Below are 15,212 nucleotides of genomic sequence, written 5' to 3' on the forward strand. Positions count from 1 at the left end.
TTTCTGTTCTGCATCATTTTTTTCATCATAAAAGCTCGCCATAATGCCGTCCTCAGGAGGCCTCCCGATGTTTACGCTTCGCCGGGAGGAACAAAAACAACGCATAATCTGGGGTAAACTGATGATTAAAGGCAAACTGGCGCTCATAACGTGCGCGATGGCTCTGGCATTCACCTCGCCGCTTTTCGCTGCGTCGGACACGGCAGATGGCCATACCTTAAAGCTGGCCATTGGCCCTGAGCCAACGGAAGGATTTGATCCTATGCTGGGCTGGAGCCACGGCAGTTACTTATTGCTTCATGCGCCGTTGCTCAAGCAAAACGCCGATATGAGTTGGGGTAATTTACTGACGGAAAAAGTGGATACCAGCCCCGATGGTAAAACCTGGATACTGACCTTAAAACCCGATCTGAAATTCTCCGATGGCTCGCCATTAACTGCCGAAGATGTCGTATTTACATATAACAAAGCGGCGAAGAGCGGCGGTAAAATTGACATGGGCAACTTTAGTCATGCGCGAGCGCTGGATGCGCGCCGAATTGAGATGACGCTGAGCCATCCGCAGAGCACCTTTGTGAATGTATTAGGGTCGTTAGGGATTGTTCCTGCCAGCCGTTATGATGAAAAAACGTTCGCCCGCGAACCGATAGGCGCCGGCCCGTACCGACTGGTTAGTTTCCAGCCTGGTCAGCAACTGATTGTTGAAGCCAACCCCTGGTATGCAGGTAAAAAGAATGATTTTAACCGGCTGGTTTTTGTCTTCCTGGATGAAGATAATGCCTATGCCGCTGCGCGTAGCGGACAGTTGGGGCTGGTGCGCATTGCCCCTTCTATGGCGGTGGCCCCGCAGCAGGATAATCTTAAACTCTGGGTACGCGATAGCGTTGAAAACCGAGGCATTGTCTTCCCGATGGTTCCAGCCGGTAAAAAGGATGCTAACGGCTATCCTGTCGGTAACGATGTGACTGCTGATGTCGCTATCAGGCGCGCAATTAACTATGCCATTAATCGTAAGCAACTGGCGGAACAGGTGATGGAAGGCCATGCGATACCCGCCTATAGCGCGGTACAGGGATTGCCGTGGCAAAATCCTTCGGTGGTATTCAGCGACGGCGATATTGCAAAAGCGCGCGCCATCCTGGATGAGGCTGGCTGGAAGATAAACAGTGCGGGCGTGCGTGAAAAAGCAGGTAAAGAAGCGCGTCTGACCTTATGGTATGCCAGTGGCGACAGTACCCGGCGGGATCTGGCCGAGGCGGTGCGCGCCATGTTGCAGCCTTTAGGCATTGTCGTCTCGTTGCAATCAGGAAGCTGGGAAACTGTAGAGCGCCATATGCACGCTAACCCTACTCTGTTTGGCTGGGGAAGTCTGGACCCGATGGAACTTTTCCATCACTACAGCGGGAAAGCCGCTGGGGTGGAATATTATAACCCAGGCTATTACAGCAACCCTGCGGTAGAAGCACATCTGAAACAGGCTATAGATGCGCCTGACTGGCAAAAGGCGATTCCTTTCTGGCAGCAGGTTGAGTGGGACGGGAAGCAGGGCGCGGGCGTCCAGGGCGATGCGGCATGGGCATGGCTACTTAATATTCAGCATACCTATCTGGCAAACCCCTGTATTGATCTGGGGAAAGGCGCGCCAGAAATCCACGGTAGTTGGTCGGTGTTAAACAATCTTGATGACTGGACCTGGACCTGCCGGTAATGAAATTGTTCTTCAGTCATTTTTTGCGGCTGATTATCCTGTTGGTGCTGGTGGCTGCCGGCACCTTCATTCTGCTCAGCTTTTCGCCCGTTGATCCTATTCGCGCTTATATCGGCAACGATCTGCTCCATGTGCCGCCAGAACAATATGCGCGAATAGCGGCGCGTTGGGGACTTGACCAGCCGCTGTGGCAGCGTTTCGGTCACTGGTTTTGGCGTCTGCTCCAGGGCGACATGGGCTATTCTATGCTGTTCAACGCGCCTGTCGCCAGCGTGATCCGGGAACGTTTTGCGACGTCATTCGCGCTGCTGGCAGGCGCCTGGCTATTGTCTGGTGTCCTGGGCGTGGCACTGGGTTTTCTGGCCGGACGTTTTCTCCACCGCTGGCCGGATAAGATGATTTGCCGTATCAGCTATTTATTATCATCGTTGCCCACCTTCTGGATAGCAATGCTGTTGCTGGCGCTATTTGCCGTCCGCTGGCCGGTATTGCCTGTCTGTTGCGCCTGGGAACCCGGAAATAATGCAGTAACAGCTCTGTTATCGGAACGTTTACGCCATCTTGTGCTGCCGGTATGTGCGTTGAGTCTGTTGGGCATGGGGCAAATCGCGTTGCATACGCGGGAAAAAATAGCCAGTGTGATGAAGAGCGAATTTATTCGTTTTGCGCGTGCTCAGGGAGATAAAGGATGGTCGCTATTACGCCATCAGGTGTTACGTCATGCGATCACCCCAGCGATCTGTTTACAGTTTGCTTCTCTGGGCGAGCTGCTGGGAGGGGCGTTACTGGCGGAAAAAGTCTTTGCGTATCCGGGGCTGGGGCAGGCCACTATCGATGCCGGCCTGCGCGGCGATGTTCCGCTGCTCATGGGGATCGTCCTATTCAGTACGCTATTAGTGTTTGCCGGAAATACGATTTCAGCCTGGCTTGTGGTGGTACTTAATCGATCGCTGGAGCGTCCCGATGCTCTATAATCCTGCCCCGACGTTGCTGCGTTTGATTCTCTCCGTCGCCTGCCTGCTGTTTATTGCCGGATACGGTTATGCCACATTGAGCCAGCCGCCAGAGGTTAATTTGCTTGCCCGGCATCTGTCGCCTGATATCCAGCACTGGTTTGGCACCGATAATCTGGGGCGCGATGTATGGCTTCGTTGCTTTCAGGGCGCCTTCACCAGTTTACAAATTGGCATTGGCGCCGCGCTGTGCAGCGGCGTTATCGCGCTAGTGATGGCGGCAGCGGCGCGTATTCATACCCGACTGGATCTCCTGATGCGGCTGATAACGGATGCCATGCTCGCCATGCCGCATTTACTTTTGCTGATCCTTATCTGTTTTACGCTTGGCGGTGGTAAAAGCGGCGTCATTGCGGCCGTGGCGTTAACGCACTGGCCCCGTCTGGCGCTGATTCTGCGCGCCGACGCGGAGCGGGTAGCGCAGAGTGACTACCTGACATTGACGTATCGTCTGGGGCATGGACACCTTTATTGCTGGCGATACCACTATCTTCCGGCGCTGTTGCCGCAATGGCTGACGGGGACGTTATTGATGTTTCCTCATGCGGTATTGCACAGCGCGGCGTTAAGTTTTCTGGGGTTTGGGCTGGCGCCGCATGAACCTTCACTGGGGCTGTTGCTGGCGGATGCGCTACGGTTTATTAGCCATGGTAACTGGTGGCTGGTGCTGTTTCCGGGGCTAATGTTATTCACGCTGGTGATGCTCTTCGATCAGTTTGCGCGCGCCGTTCAGCGGTTGTGGCTAAGGAGTGACGTATGCTGAGCTTACGACAGGTCACGCTGGAGAGCGCGCGTTATCGCTGGTATGGCGCGAGACGCTGGTCAGCGTTGTTACAGAATGTCTCTTTTGATATCGCGCCCGGCGAAATGGTGGCATTGGTTGGCGGTAGCGGGGAGGGCAAAAGTCTGCTGCTGCAATGCCTGCTCGATCTGTTGCCGGAAAACTTACGCTTTCGTGGTGAGATTATGCTTGATGGCAACCAACTGGACAGACATACCATCAGGCAGCTTAGGGGGAATACTTTTAGCTACGTGCCGCAGGGAGTACAGGCGCTTAATCCCATGCTGAATATCAAAAAACATTTGAGCAGAGCATGTCATCTGACCGGACGTACCTGGGATGAGGCACAGATGGTACAGCTATTACAGCAAAGCGATCTTGAACCGACGGTCCTGGAACGCTTTCCCCGCCAGCTCTCCGGCGGGATGGCTAAACGTATTCTGGCCTGCCATGCCTCGCTCAGCCAGGCACGTTATATCCTCGCGGATGAGATCACCGCCTGGCTTGATACGGCACTGGCAAACCAGTTGCTTGAGCACTTGCGAGGTCTCTGCAAGCGGGGATGCGGCGTGCTGTGGGTGACTCATGACCTGCTGCTGGCGGCGCGGTATGCCGATCGCATTGTGGCGCTGCATCAGGGCCATATCACGGACAATATTCGCCGCGAACGATTACAGCCGGAAGAGATGAGTGAGCCGTTAAAACGGCAATGGCAAGCATTGCCTGAAATCAACTCGTTATTTATGCAGACCGGAGAGAACGTAGAATGCTGAGCTGCCGCGACCTCGTTATTCGTCAGGGCGGGAAAGTCTTATGGCAGAACCTGACGTTTGCGATTTCTGCCGGTGAACGGGTAGGAATTCATGCGCCAAGCGGAACGGGGAAAACGACGTTGGGGCGCGTCCTGGCCGGATGGCAGAAGCCGACGGCAGGCGACATTCTGCTGGACGGCAGCCCGTTACCCCTGCATCAGTATTGTCCGGTGCAGCTTGTCCCCCAGCATCCTGAACTAACGTTTAATCCCTGGCGAAGCGCCGGAGACGCTGTACGTGATGCCTGGCGCCCCGACCCGGAAACGTTGAAGCGTCTGTGCGTGCAACCCGAGTGGCTGACGCGTCGGCCAATGCAGCTCTCAGGCGGGGAGTTGGCGCGTATTGCGATATTGCGCGCGCTTGACCCGCGTACGCGTTTTCTGATTGCTGACGAAATGACGGCGCAACTCGATCCGTCTATTCAAAAAGCAATATGGGCATACGTGCTTGAGGTGTGCCGCAGCCGTTCATTAGGGATGTTGGTGATTAGTCATCAGTCCGCGCTGCTTGATCAGGTCTGTACCCGCCATTTACGGGTGGAATAGTAGCAAGTCGTTTCCCCGCATAGCAGAGTCGCCGTTAAGGCACCGGGAACCCATTGGTTCCCGGTATTGTTGGCATAATTTTTACTGGATGACGCGTTTATCTGCGTCTTTTGCATCAGCGGTATTACTGTAGTCCGTGGTCTCTTCAACCTGTACGGGGGCTCTGACGACCAGACTTGGCAGCGCCAGTTCGATGTCATTCTCAATTAATTTTTCAATAATACGGATATTTATCTCTTGCTGAATATCCATGTATTTATTGTAATCCGCGGTATTGACGATATGCACCACCTCATAGGTCAGCCGATCCTGATCAAAGGCCAACAAATGGGCGCGGTCGAATTGTGTTTCGCCAACATCGGTAATAATCTTTTTCACCATATCACCGATGAGGCGTAACTTTTCCGGCGGTGTCGCAGTGGCGACGCCAAAAGTAAATACGATACGACGCGTTTGCATCCGTTTATAGTTGTGTATGGTTTGCTGCAACAACTGCGCGTTCGCACAAACGATCTGTTCGCCGCTGAGGCTACGGATGCGAGTGGTTTTCAGACCGATATGTTCAATCGTACCGGCTACATCATTAAAGACGACGAAATCGCCGATTTCGAAGGGTTTGTCGAAACCAATCGACAGCGAAGCGAAGACATCGCTCAGAACGGTCTGCACCGCCAGGGCAATAGCAATACCGCCAACGCCAAGGCTTGCGACCAGCGCGGTAATATCCACGCCGACGTTCGCCAGGATGGAGAGCAGCATCATAGACCAGACGAGCACGCGCAAAATCATACCAAGAATGACCAGCGTCACCGGGTTTTTATTGGAGCCTGGGGCATACAGTAGATGACGCATCCATGACTGTACGCCCTGATCAAGCCAAATCGCCATTTGAATCGCAACCACTAAAAACCAGGCGTGTGAAAGGGTAGAGAATAACCGGTCGGGCAGGGCGACAAAACGCAGGCTAAAGAGAAATGCGGCAAAAAAGATCAGCATTTTACTGGTCTTTTTCAACATCTCGAAAATAATGGAGCGTAGCCGCCCATGAGCATCATCCTTTTTATCCGGGCGTTGTAGCGTTTTATAGACCACATTGAGTAGCCAGTTGATAAGCCAGTATGTGATGAGGGTGACGAAAAAAACGACCGCCAGGTTGATCCAGAATGTCGTCGACATCAGCATCGTAACGATATTTAGTCGTGCCAGATACTCCATTTTACCTCCGATGAAAAGCAGATGAACATTACAGTATAGACGTCACATCACGGAGGCCGATTTCCAGCTTTATTATTGCTGTTTTATTCAGCGATTTTGTTCAAAAAGTATGAAAAAGAGGGTTAGCCGTTTGGCTATCCCTGCGTTTCTGTGCAGACTTATCTACTCCTCTTAATAAAATAAGGAGTGACTTATGCAACAAGAGCATCGTGGGTGTATTGAACAGTGTTATGAATGCGCCGCAGCGTGTGATATCTGCGCTTCTTCTTGTCTGCGTGAAGATAACGTCGAAATGATGAAGCATTGCATTCAGTTAGATATGCAATGTGTGGCCATTTGTCGCCTGGCGGCGCAATTTATGGCGCTGGAAAGCGAGTATTCACAGAAAGTATGCCGCCTTTGCGCAGATATCTGCAAAGCCTGCGCCGAAGAGTGTGCAAGGCACGACCACGATCATTGCCAGAACTGTGCGCGGGCGTGCAGCCAGTGCGCAGACGCCTGCCTTAAAATGGCCGCGTAATTTTTCTCCCGCCATTAGCTCAACCGGATAGAGCATAGAGCTTCTACCTCTAAGGTTCGGGGTTCAATTCCTCGATGGCGGACCAGTTGACGTCAAAAAGGCCACCTGCGCGGTGGCCGCTTAGTTTGTGTTGAAATAAAGGTAATGTTATAATATAACAAACATCTTTCTAAGAAAGATGAGGGTAACGTTTTGGTGATTCATTTAAAAAAACTGACAATAGTTCTGGGAATGCTGTTTGTGAATAGTCCTGCCTTCGCGCATGGCCATCATGAGCATGGCGCGCCGATGACGGAGGTTGAGCAAAAAGCGGCAGCGGGTGTGTTTGATGACGCTAATGTACGCGATCGCGCACTCACAGACTGGGATGGTATGTGGCAATCCGTCTATCCCTATCTGGTCAGCGGCGAACTGGAGCCTGTATTCAGACAAAAGGCGAAGAAAGACCCGGGAAAAACGTTTGAGGATATTAAAGCATATTATCGCAAAGGATACGCGACGAATGTTGAAACTATCGGCATTGAAAATGGCGTTATAGAATTTCATCGCGACAATAACGTTGCGTCCTGTAAATATGATTATGCTGGCTATAAAATTCTGACTTACGTCTCGGGTAAAAAAGGTGTGCGCTATCTGTTCGAATGTAAAGATGCGAACAGCAAAGCGCCTAAATATGTTCAGTTTAGCGATCATATTATTGCGCCGCGCAAATCTGGTCACTTCCATATCTTTATGGGAAATACTTCACAGCAGGCATTGTTGCAAGAAATGGAAAACTGGCCTACCTATTATCCTTATCAGTTAAAGGCGAATGAGGTAGTTGACGAAATGCTGCATCATTAAGCCTGATTGCAACGTTAAAAGCTCGCCATGAATAGCGAGCTTTTTTTCTGCCGTTATGCCATATTTCTGGCAACCAAAATAAAAAGATATCTGCAATCCGGAGTAACGATGATCCTGTCCATACCGCCCTCTATTCAGTGCCAGACGGATGCAACGTGTCGCCTGATTACTCGTGTAACAGGCGACACGTTGCGTGCTATTCATTTATATGGTTCCGCTGTCGCGGGCGGTCTGAAGCCAAACAGCGATATTGATCTGCTGGTGACAATATGCCAGCCGCTGACGGAGGCCCAACGCGCAACGCTGATGCGTGAATTGCTGGCGCTTTCATCGCCGTCGGGGCTGTCGGCAGAAAAACGCGCTCTGGAGGTCACTGTCGTGCTCTATTCGCAACTGGTTCCCTGGCGTTTTCCACCGTCCCGGGAAATGCAATTTGGCGAATGGCTAAGAGAGGACATTTGTCAGGGGATTTATGAGCCAGCGCAGCAGGACTGGGATATTGTGCTACTGATAACCCAGATTCTGGAAGCCAGTATACCGCTAAAGGGGGAACACGCAGAACGGCTGTTCACGCCGGCTCCCGCGGCGCAGTTGGTGAAGGCCTTGCGTTATCCCCTCGACCTTTGGCAATCTGCGGCAGATGTGCAGGGAGATGAGTACCATATCGTTTTAACCCTGGCGCGCATCTGGTACACCCTTTCTACCGGGAGATTTACCTCTAAGAATGCTGCTGCCGACTGGCTGTTACCTCAGTTGCCAGAAGATTATGCCGCTACGTTGCGTGCGGCGCAGCGTGAATATTTAGGTCTGGAGAAAAAGGACTGGCGTATTTTGCTGCCTGCGGTCGTACGCTTTGTGGATTTTGCGAAAGCGCACATCCCCACGCAGTTCACATAAGATGCCCCAGGACGTCTGCCGGGTTGCGCAAACGGCGTTCCTCAACTACTACTTAATAAGTTATCATCGCTGAATAAAGCAGATGATCTTATGTGAGCCATGGAATGGACATTCCCACATGGCTCTCGTTTTGTTGAGGTGGTTATGACTGGTTCCGCATCATCTGTTTTAAAGACAGATACAAGACTATTGAGCGAAAACCTGTTTCTTAATTATGGTCTGGAATCCATATTTAAGGACGCCGCAATAATAGTTGGCAACGTAAATTATATTATCTTTGATATCGACGATTACTACACCGTACAGCAATATATTACAAGCGCATTTAAAACGGTGCTCATCGGGATTGTTACCCATAATGAATATAACTTTATTGATGAACACCATACTATTTATCGAATAAAAATAGATGCATCAATTTCCGAGTGGCGCGAATTACTGATTCAGGCAAGTTCTGGTCAATTTTTTCCCAGACCAGAGAAAGTCCGATTAACGGCGAATGAAAAAAATGTTCTGGCGATGTTAGTCAAAGGAATGGATATCCGACAAATAAGCCGTGAGCTAAATGTGCATTTAAAAACTATTTACTCAGTACGCTACCATGTTTTAGCTAAATTAGGTTGTAGAACGGTCCTGGACTATCAAATACTATCGGTATCTAAAGCCTTTACGCACTGGATTACAATAAGTAATGTCAGTAATCTAATTTCTCATGTAAATAGTAAGGCTATTGCTTAATAATGATTTGCTTCTGATGACGTTTAGGTTCACTATGCTTTCTTACATCATCATGAGGCCAGACAGACATGGCTACTTTTAGTATTAGCGCAATGGCTGCGCAGTGTGGCGTCACAACAGCGAATATCAGATCCTGGGAACGCTATGGTCTGCTTGAGCCCGTCAAGGATGAAGCTGGCAATCGTTTTTATTGCATAGAAGATGTTATCAGAATACAGCATATTATCGACGCATTAAGCAAAGGTTTCTCATTAAAAGAGATCAAGCCCGCCCTCTATGGTGAAGAGACGCATTGCCGCTCTGGATGGTTATTCTACCAGGAGGAGATTTTAGCACAGTGTAGAAAATTCGAACCTGCCAAACTGCGAAAATTACTCTGGCGTTATGGTCGGGAAATCCCGCCGGTCATCGTGATTGAGTCAATACTGCGTCCTTTACGGCTGTGGCTGTCAGTTGGCGATGATGATGCGCGTCGATTTGAAAAGGCATTACTGGATACAGCGATTATTGAATACGCCACCTTCCAGCTAAGTAGCGTACGGAAGGCGCCGGCGGGCACAATGCTGATTGCCGCGTTTTCGCTAAACGATCCTATTGAGCTATGGCTGGAAACGATTAAATATTGTAGTGAAGGTATGAGGGTTGAAGTCATCCCCTGGCAGGCGCCGATGCCCGATCTTTTATCAACCGCTTTCGAGCATATTGTTCTGTGGCATGATGAGACATTAACACCCGCTCAGGAAAACCTTATTCAGTCTTTAAAAGAATCGGGTAAATTTAGTCTTCAGATAAAAAACGGCCCGGGCTTAACATTATTGTCAGCCGTATACCAGCAGCACGACATGCCAGATAAAATGCAGCATGTCGCGCCACAAACTTATTCAAACGGTTACGTAAAATCAGGCGCAGCACGTTGAAGCATCCATATTATTAACGAACAAGGGAGGAGTAAACTCTCCCTTGTTTATATTAGATGTCGTCAGGTGTCTGAAACAAAACGGCTTCTAAGGCGTTACGGTAAATATCAAGCTGGACTACGTCTTTTTCTGTTTCCAGCTTTTCAATAAGTTTTGCGATAATATCCTTATTTGAGACATGCTGCTGTGATTGCAATAGTTCGTAAGTAATTTCCTGAATAGCTCGCTGTTCACATAACATATGTGCAGAAAAAGGGTTGCCAGTACTATTTTGTTCATTGACTAGTGTAATGGTAGTCATATTTCACCATATTCGATGTAAATTGAAGCCGATCTCCCTGAGCGGGGGAGAGAAATTAGTGACCTATTAAAGTTAGACCTATATCATAAAACTGTAATAAAAAATCATAAAAATGTGACTTGCATCACACATATGTGGTTTGTTGTATATTTTATGCACGTTAAATGCAGGTAAAGATTTAGCAGAATCAACGGCCTGCTCTTTTTGTAACCCAAATTTAAACGAACAATCATTAATACCTATATGTAATAATTACTTAATGTTATCTTAATATAGGTAAATTACTGTCAGGTCTCCGTAAAAGGAGATTGATTAATGATTCGCTATATCGCCATTTTTCTTTGTTCTTTATTGATGTGTAGTTCCACTTTTGCTGATGCGGTAACGTCGGTATCGCTCGGCGCGCTCTCTACGGCGCTCAATGAACGCATGTTATTAATGAAAGAAGTGGCTGCTTATAAAATGAAACACCATCTACCGATAGAGGATTTCGCGCGTGAACAAAATGTTTTTGCCGAGGCTGAAGAAGAAGCGAAAAATAACGGGCTGGACCCGCATTCGATAGCCCCTTTTATTCGTTCGCTAATGGATGCCAGTAAAGCGATACAGTACCGCTATTTAGCGCAGTGGCAAAGCGGGTCGGAACCCTCCTTTCCGATACAAACATTGTCGACCTCCCGGCAACGAATTCGACAAATTGATAATCAACTGTTGATCATTATCAGCCAGCGCTTGATGGTCGGCGCTTTCAGCCACGAGGATATGGTGTGGCTGAGAGCGCAGTTTAATGCGCCGAATCTGAATGAGAGCGATATCAGTGATATGTTGGCAGCATTGTCTCTGGTGCGACGCGCGCGTTAATCCCACATAACGAGAAGTGGTAATGCCCCGAAAAGCGAGTGTACTGATCATGTCAGGCTTATTCATGCTGGCAACCGCAGGACACGCGGAACCAAAACTTCTGCGTGTTGGGGTGGATTTAACCAATCCTCCGCTCCAGGTCAGAGATCAACATGGCAATCCGACGGGATTTGTGATTGATATAACAAACGCGCTGTGTCAGGCCATAAATGCAAAATGTCATTATGTCGTGAACAGCTTTGATGCGCAGATCCCGGAACTGCTGGCGCGAAAAGTCGATTTCATCATGCCGCTTGGCGTTACGCCAAAAAGAAGGGCGTCAATTGCTTTTAGCCGCTATGTATACCATGACCCCACGGTACTGGTTGCCAGAAAAGCGGTGAATTTACTGCCGCAGGTTACGCGGTTACAGGGCAAAAATATCGCGGTGGAGCAAGGAAGTATTCAGGAAACGTGGGCCAATACCTGGTGGCTGCCTGCCGGGGTAGTGATAAAAAGCTATCCTGATATGGCGTCGATTTATCTGGACTTAGTGGCCGGACGCCTGGATGGCGCGTTGTGTCCGGCCATTGCGCTGAAATTTGGGTTTTTACACACTGTGCAAGGCGAGGCGTTTGAAGTAAAAGGTTCAGCAGTGACGGATACGCATTTATTCAGCATTGGTTCGGCTTACGGTATCCGTAAAGAGGATGAGGCGACACAACGATTAATCAATCAGGGACTGGAGCAAATTAAGCGTAACGGCGTCTGGTTAGCGATAAAAGAACGTTATTTTGGTGATTTGGATATAAGCGTGGCGGAATAGCGGCCTGGAGAGGCGTGGTTTCGCTTCCCATCTTCCGGTGCATTCGTTAGCATATTGTTTCGCAGTTAAGCGTAAATCTTTTCAGGAAGAGGTTAATGTGTTCGCGGAGTATGGAGTTCTGAATTATTGGACGTACCTGGTCGGGGCGATTTTTATCGTTCTGGTACCCGGGCCGAATACGCTTTTTGTGCTTAAAAATAGCGTGGGACGCGGGGTTAAAGGAGGATATCTTGCCGCATGCGGCGTATTTATCGGCGATGCGGTATTAATGTTTCTGGCGTATGCGGGCGTGGCGACGCTGATCAAAACAACGCCGGTTCTGTTTAACATTGTTCGTTATCTCGGCGCGTTTTATCTGCTTTACCTTGGCGCAAAAATTCTTTACGCCACTCTGACCTCGAAAGGGCGTGCGGCAGCGGAAACGGTGGTTCCTTTTGGCGCTATTTTTAAACGTGCGTTAATTCTTAGCCTGACTAATCCTAAAGCCATACTTTTTTATGTCTCCTTTTTTGTGCAATTTATTGATGTCAATGCGCCGCATACCGGGGCGTCATTTTTTATTTTGGCGATCACCCTTGAAATCGTCAGTTTCTGCTATCTGAGTTTTTTAATTCTTTCTGGCGCTTTTGTAACCCACTATATTGGTACCAAAAAGAAACTGGCAAAAGTGGGCAATTCCTTGATTGGTCTTCTTTTTGTCGGGTTCGCCGCCCGGCTGGCAACGCTTCAGTCTTAACCCCATCGACCCGCTGACAACGGCGGGTCATTGCTCTCCTTTCCGTTTTATCGCGTGGAAAACAGCAAAAGAGTAACCAATAAATGGTATTTAAGATGCTGTTTTTTGGGCGTAACCTTCTTACGACAGCGATGAGACTATCGTTGAGTGACCTGCGGGAAGAGGGAAGAAAATGCTGCAAATTCCACAAAACCATATCCATACCCGTTCCACGCCATTCTGGAACAAAGAGACGGCGCCTGCCGGAATTTTCGAACGCCACCTTGATAAGGGAACGCGACCCGGCGTTTATCCTCGCCTCTCGGTGATGCAGGGGGCGGTCAAATATCTCGGATACGCTGATGAATACTGCTCTGAGCCGGAAGAAATCATGGTAATCAATGCCGGCGAGTTTGGCGTTTTTCCTCCGGAAAAGTGGCACAATATTGAGGTCATGACAGACGACACCTATTTTAACATCGACTTTTTTGTCGCGCCGGAAGTGCTGATGGAAGGGGCAAACTCACGAAAAGTCGTTCATACCGGGAGAGAATAATGATGGGAAAAGCCACTTATACCGTCACGGTCACGAATAATAGCAACGGCGTCTCCGTGGACTATGAAACGGAAGCGCCAATGACATTGCTGGTGCCTGAAGTTGCTGCAGACATTGTAAAGAATTTGGTCAATACCGTGCGCTCTTACGATACCGAAAACGAACACGACGTTTGCGGTTGGTAAGAATAGCGAAATATATCATTGACATAAAGTGATTTTTTAAAACAAAAACCGCATCGCACGTGGCCAGTGTGATGCGGTTTTTGCTTATCGGGAAGCGCTGTTTATTTACACCAGACATCGGTTGAAAAGAAACATTAAGAAAACATTAAGAATATCGCATTGTTTGCTAATGAGAGCGTATTCATAAAATTTATGATTGGGTATTAAAAACCAGAAGAGTCTTATGATCATGAAACTCGATACCCGATTAACTTCGTCAGCACTTATTCTTGCGCTTGCCGCTGTGGTTATTCCGTTTACGGCGGACTGGCAATTGCCTTTGCTTAATGGCGTGGTGGTCAGATGGATTGAAAACGGACAAGCGTTATGGTTGCTGTTTGGGGCACTCTTTACCGCCTGGTATATACGGCCATTTTCCCGTCCCGAAGGGGCAAAGCAGTTTTGGCTATGGGCTGTTGTCTGGTGGGTGGTACTGCTGGGTAGAAGCACCAGTTGGGGGCGTGACTATTTCCCTGACGAGCCGCGTATACTGTTCAGAACGATTTCAGTGCTATTAATTGCTGCGTTGGTATTGCCAGTCCTGTTTTCTGCCGGGTTACGTAAAGAGATTGTTCGTCGGTTGCGGGACGTTCCTCTGCCGTTGTGGCTGTTTGCCGTGACGGCGTGTTCATACCTGATTTCCGACACTGTTGAGCATCATCGATTGTTGTCGCCAGTATTCCTACATAACGCCCATTACACCGATTTAATTGAAGAATTGTACGAAGTGCCATTTATGATCGGTTTGTTTATGGTGACCGTTGGGTTTATGCAGCAGGACAAGCAGGATGAATATACTGCGCTGGAGATGGCCTCGTACCACGCAAAATAGATCGGTTGACAAAGACCACGGATTCAACATGGGATACATAGCGGTTAGCAAAAAAAAAGCCCGCGCTCGGCGAGGCGGGCAAACAATACTGGAAGCAATGTGAGCAATGTCGTACCGAACAGGTGGGTTATAAACTCAACCACTCGGTATTGATAAAGATAATCGTTATCATTAAAGGATGCAACCCTGATGTTTATGTGTCTTTATTTACGACGCTAAAAGGTGATGGTCATCACAAACTTCATTTTCCTGACGATGTGCTATTCTTTTTAACGGCAAATAAACCGCTAACGTTAAGACATAAGTGAGGAAAAAATGGGCATTCTTTCATGGATTATTTTTGGACTTATTGCGGGTATTTTGGCTAAGTGGATCATGCCAGGTAAAGATGGCGGCGGATTCTTTATGACGATCATTCTGGGGATCGTTGGTGCGGTAGTCGGAGGGTGGATCAGTACGCTCTTTGGCTTCGGCAAAGTGGATGGTTTCAACTTCGGCAGCTTTGCAGTCGCGGTGATCGGCGCGATTGTCGTGCTGTTAATCTACAGAAAAATCAAAAGTTAAACGCAAAACCTCCAGAGATAATAAAGGCTACGACAGGTAGCCTTTATTATTTAAAATGGATTTACCACCAGCCCAGTTCTGTACCCAGCACCGCAATTAGCGCGATGCCCATCAACACCATCGTTGTTTTCCTCATTGTTATGCACCCGGCGCGGCGTAACCGCCAATAAAAAACCATGCCAAAAATAGTATTGCCGTAATGAAAATGACGACAGGGAACAGGATACCCACTCTCATGCTATTACCTTCACTGTTCAGGGGGGGCCAGAATAGCAGGGTTCCCTCAGCGACAAAAGGTCGGTTGCTTTGTGACAGGAGGGGGCTGTGACTTACTTAACCTGGGATAAATACCCGCTAAAGCGCAG

General features: G+C 48.9%; 20 protein-coding genes and 1 tRNA gene. 18 read left to right on the top strand and 3 right to left on the bottom strand.

What is annotated here, in order from left to right:
* The first annotated feature begins 67 nt into the window (after positions 1-67).
* The 5 genes from F4V72_RS04075 to F4V72_RS04095 are packed head-to-tail and all read left to right on the top strand — an operon-like array spanning position 68 to position 4,859.
* Complete coding sequence (locus F4V72_RS04075; RefSeq protein ID WP_072158718.1) at positions 68-1,708, top strand: ABC transporter substrate-binding protein; 1,641 nt, start codon at positions 68-70, stop codon at positions 1,706-1,708.
* Positions 1,708-2,682, top strand: coding sequence for an ABC transporter permease (locus F4V72_RS04080; RefSeq protein WP_063390369.1), 975 nt, complete (start codon positions 1,708-1,710; stop codon positions 2,680-2,682). Before F4V72_RS04075 ends, F4V72_RS04080 begins: the two co-directional genes overlap by 1 nt.
* Positions 2,672-3,484 (top strand): ABC transporter permease, encoded by an 813-nt coding sequence (locus F4V72_RS04085; protein WP_023247963.1) that lies wholly within the window; start codon positions 2,672-2,674, stop codon positions 3,482-3,484. The genes F4V72_RS04080 and F4V72_RS04085 overlap by 11 nt, the downstream gene beginning before the upstream one ends.
* Complete coding sequence (locus F4V72_RS04090; RefSeq protein ID WP_023247964.1) at positions 3,478-4,275, top strand: ATP-binding cassette domain-containing protein; 798 nt, start codon at positions 3,478-3,480, stop codon at positions 4,273-4,275. Before F4V72_RS04085 ends, F4V72_RS04090 begins: the two co-directional genes overlap by 7 nt.
* The gene (locus F4V72_RS04095) at positions 4,269-4,859 is read left to right on the top strand and encodes an ATP-binding cassette domain-containing protein (protein ID WP_023247965.1); all 591 of its coding nucleotides are present in this window, start codon (positions 4,269-4,271) and stop codon (positions 4,857-4,859) included. The genes F4V72_RS04090 and F4V72_RS04095 overlap by 7 nt, the downstream gene beginning before the upstream one ends.
* 81 nt (positions 4,860-4,940) lie before the next feature.
* Here the strand turns inward: F4V72_RS04095 and F4V72_RS04100 are convergent, their stop codons facing one another.
* Positions 4,941-6,074 (bottom strand): mechanosensitive ion channel family protein, encoded by a 1,134-nt coding sequence (locus tag F4V72_RS04100; protein ID WP_053529819.1) that lies wholly within the window; start codon positions 6,072-6,074, stop codon positions 4,941-4,943.
* Positions 6,075-6,267: 193 nt separating this feature from the next.
* On the opposite strand from F4V72_RS04100, the gene F4V72_RS04105 reads away from it, so the two are divergent.
* The 6 genes from F4V72_RS04105 (at position 6,268) to F4V72_RS04130 (ending at position 9,989) form a co-directional block, all read left to right on the top strand.
* Positions 6,268-6,594, top strand: coding sequence for a four-helix bundle copper-binding protein (locus F4V72_RS04105; protein WP_136058239.1), 327 nt, complete (start codon positions 6,268-6,270; stop codon positions 6,592-6,594).
* 8 nt (positions 6,595-6,602) lie between these two features.
* Positions 6,603-6,679: transfer RNA gene (locus F4V72_RS04110), tRNA-Arg, on the top strand.
* Positions 6,680-6,789: 110 nt separating this feature from the next.
* Entirely contained in the window at positions 6,790-7,437 is a 648-nt protein-coding gene (zinT, locus tag F4V72_RS04115) for a metal-binding protein ZinT (protein ID WP_162786050.1), read from the top strand.
* Positions 7,438-7,545: 108 nt separating this feature from the next.
* Entirely contained in the window at positions 7,546-8,334 is a 789-nt protein-coding gene (gene aadA, locus F4V72_RS04120; protein ID WP_053529818.1) for a cryptic aminoglycoside nucleotidyltransferase ANT(3'')/ANT(9), read from the top strand.
* A gap of 144 nt (positions 8,335-8,478) precedes the next feature.
* The gene (locus F4V72_RS04125; RefSeq protein ID WP_053509456.1) at positions 8,479-9,072 is read left to right on the top strand and encodes a helix-turn-helix domain-containing protein; all 594 of its coding nucleotides are present in this window, start codon (positions 8,479-8,481) and stop codon (positions 9,070-9,072) included.
* A 68-nt stretch (positions 9,073-9,140) separates the two neighbouring features.
* Positions 9,141-9,989, top strand: coding sequence for a MerR family transcriptional regulator (locus F4V72_RS04130; protein ID WP_053509455.1), 849 nt, complete (start codon positions 9,141-9,143; stop codon positions 9,987-9,989).
* Between the two features lie 52 nt (positions 9,990-10,041).
* On the opposite strand, the gene F4V72_RS04135 is transcribed toward F4V72_RS04130, so the two are convergent.
* Entirely contained in the window at positions 10,042-10,290 is a 249-nt protein-coding gene (locus F4V72_RS04135) for a biofilm/acid-resistance regulator YmgB/AriR (RefSeq protein ID WP_000208086.1), read from the bottom strand.
* A 315-nt stretch (positions 10,291-10,605) separates the two neighbouring features.
* Between F4V72_RS04135 and F4V72_RS04140 the strand changes: the two genes are divergently transcribed.
* The 7 genes from F4V72_RS04140 (at position 10,606) to F4V72_RS04175 (ending at position 14,847) form a co-directional block, all read left to right on the top strand.
* Positions 10,606-11,151, top strand: coding sequence for a chorismate mutase (locus tag F4V72_RS04140; RefSeq protein ID WP_023247972.1), 546 nt, complete (start codon positions 10,606-10,608; stop codon positions 11,149-11,151).
* Between the two features lie 22 nt (positions 11,152-11,173).
* Positions 11,174-11,956 carry a transporter substrate-binding domain-containing protein gene (locus F4V72_RS04145; protein WP_024149664.1) on the top strand — a complete coding sequence of 261 codons (783 nt, stop codon included), beginning with the start codon at positions 11,174-11,176 and terminating at the stop codon, positions 11,954-11,956.
* Positions 11,957-12,053: 97 nt separating this feature from the next.
* Entirely contained in the window at positions 12,054-12,692 is a 639-nt protein-coding gene (leuE, locus tag F4V72_RS04150; protein WP_023247974.1) for a leucine efflux protein LeuE, read from the top strand.
* A gap of 172 nt (positions 12,693-12,864) precedes the next feature.
* Entirely contained in the window at positions 12,865-13,227 is a 363-nt protein-coding gene (yeaR, locus tag F4V72_RS04155; protein WP_023247975.1) for a DUF1971 domain-containing protein YeaR, read from the top strand.
* 2 nt (positions 13,228-13,229) lie between these two features.
* Complete coding sequence (locus F4V72_RS04160) at positions 13,230-13,412, top strand: DUF1869 domain-containing protein (RefSeq protein ID WP_023247976.1); 183 nt, start codon at positions 13,230-13,232, stop codon at positions 13,410-13,412.
* Between the two features lie 229 nt (positions 13,413-13,641).
* The gene (locus F4V72_RS04165) at positions 13,642-14,283 is read left to right on the top strand and encodes a hypothetical protein (RefSeq protein ID WP_053529830.1); all 642 of its coding nucleotides are present in this window, start codon (positions 13,642-13,644) and stop codon (positions 14,281-14,283) included.
* 315 nt (positions 14,284-14,598) lie between these two features.
* Complete coding sequence (locus F4V72_RS04175) at positions 14,599-14,847, top strand: GlsB/YeaQ/YmgE family stress response membrane protein (protein WP_000512151.1); 249 nt, start codon at positions 14,599-14,601, stop codon at positions 14,845-14,847.
* Positions 14,848-14,985: 138 nt separating this feature from the next.
* Here F4V72_RS04175 and F4V72_RS04180 read toward each other — a convergent pair whose 3' ends face one another.
* Positions 14,986-15,084 (bottom strand): YoaK family small membrane protein, encoded by a 99-nt coding sequence (locus F4V72_RS04180; RefSeq protein ID WP_001589065.1) that lies wholly within the window; start codon positions 15,082-15,084, stop codon positions 14,986-14,988.
* Positions 15,085-15,212 lie beyond the last annotated feature (128 nt).

The sequence above is a fragment of the Salmonella enterica subsp. diarizonae genome (assembly GCF_008692785.1).
GTDB classification, from domain to species: Bacteria; Pseudomonadota; Gammaproteobacteria; order Enterobacterales; family Enterobacteriaceae; genus Salmonella; species Salmonella diarizonae.

Bases quoted from the DNA above. Each gene is read 5' to 3' on its own strand.
- F4V72_RS04075 (WP_072158718.1), top strand. From the start codon at position 68: ATGTTTACGCTTCGCCGGGAGGAACAAAAACAACGCATAATCTGGGGT.
- F4V72_RS04080 (WP_063390369.1), top strand. From the start codon at position 1,708: ATGAAATTGTTCTTCAGTCATTTTTTGCGGCTGATTATCCTGTTGGTG.
- F4V72_RS04085 (WP_023247963.1), top strand. From the start codon at position 2,672: ATGCTCTATAATCCTGCCCCGACGTTGCTGCGTTTGATTCTCTCCGTC.
- F4V72_RS04090 (WP_023247964.1), top strand. From the start codon at position 3,478: ATGCTGAGCTTACGACAGGTCACGCTGGAGAGCGCGCGTTATCGCTGG.
- F4V72_RS04095 (WP_023247965.1), top strand. From the start codon at position 4,269: ATGCTGAGCTGCCGCGACCTCGTTATTCGTCAGGGCGGGAAAGTCTTA.
- F4V72_RS04100 (WP_053529819.1), bottom strand. From the start codon at position 6,074: ATGGAGTATCTGGCACGACTAAATATCGTTACGATGCTGATGTCGACG.
- F4V72_RS04105 (WP_136058239.1), top strand. From the start codon at position 6,268: ATGCAACAAGAGCATCGTGGGTGTATTGAACAGTGTTATGAATGCGCC.
- aadA (WP_053529818.1), top strand. From the start codon at position 7,546: ATGATCCTGTCCATACCGCCCTCTATTCAGTGCCAGACGGATGCAACG.
- F4V72_RS04125 (WP_053509456.1), top strand. From the start codon at position 8,479: ATGACTGGTTCCGCATCATCTGTTTTAAAGACAGATACAAGACTATTG.
- F4V72_RS04130 (WP_053509455.1), top strand. From the start codon at position 9,141: ATGGCTACTTTTAGTATTAGCGCAATGGCTGCGCAGTGTGGCGTCACA.
- F4V72_RS04135 (WP_000208086.1), bottom strand. From the start codon at position 10,290: ATGACTACCATTACACTAGTCAATGAACAAAATAGTACTGGCAACCCT.
- F4V72_RS04140 (WP_023247972.1), top strand. From the start codon at position 10,606: ATGATTCGCTATATCGCCATTTTTCTTTGTTCTTTATTGATGTGTAGT.
- F4V72_RS04145 (WP_024149664.1), top strand. From the start codon at position 11,174: ATGCCCCGAAAAGCGAGTGTACTGATCATGTCAGGCTTATTCATGCTG.
- yeaR (WP_023247975.1), top strand. From the start codon at position 12,865: ATGCTGCAAATTCCACAAAACCATATCCATACCCGTTCCACGCCATTC.
- F4V72_RS04160 (WP_023247976.1), top strand. From the start codon at position 13,230: ATGGGAAAAGCCACTTATACCGTCACGGTCACGAATAATAGCAACGGC.
- F4V72_RS04165 (WP_053529830.1), top strand. From the start codon at position 13,642: ATGAAACTCGATACCCGATTAACTTCGTCAGCACTTATTCTTGCGCTT.
- F4V72_RS04175 (WP_000512151.1), top strand. From the start codon at position 14,599: ATGGGCATTCTTTCATGGATTATTTTTGGACTTATTGCGGGTATTTTG.
- F4V72_RS04180 (WP_001589065.1), bottom strand. From the start codon at position 15,084: ATGAGAGTGGGTATCCTGTTCCCTGTCGTCATTTTCATTACGGCAATA.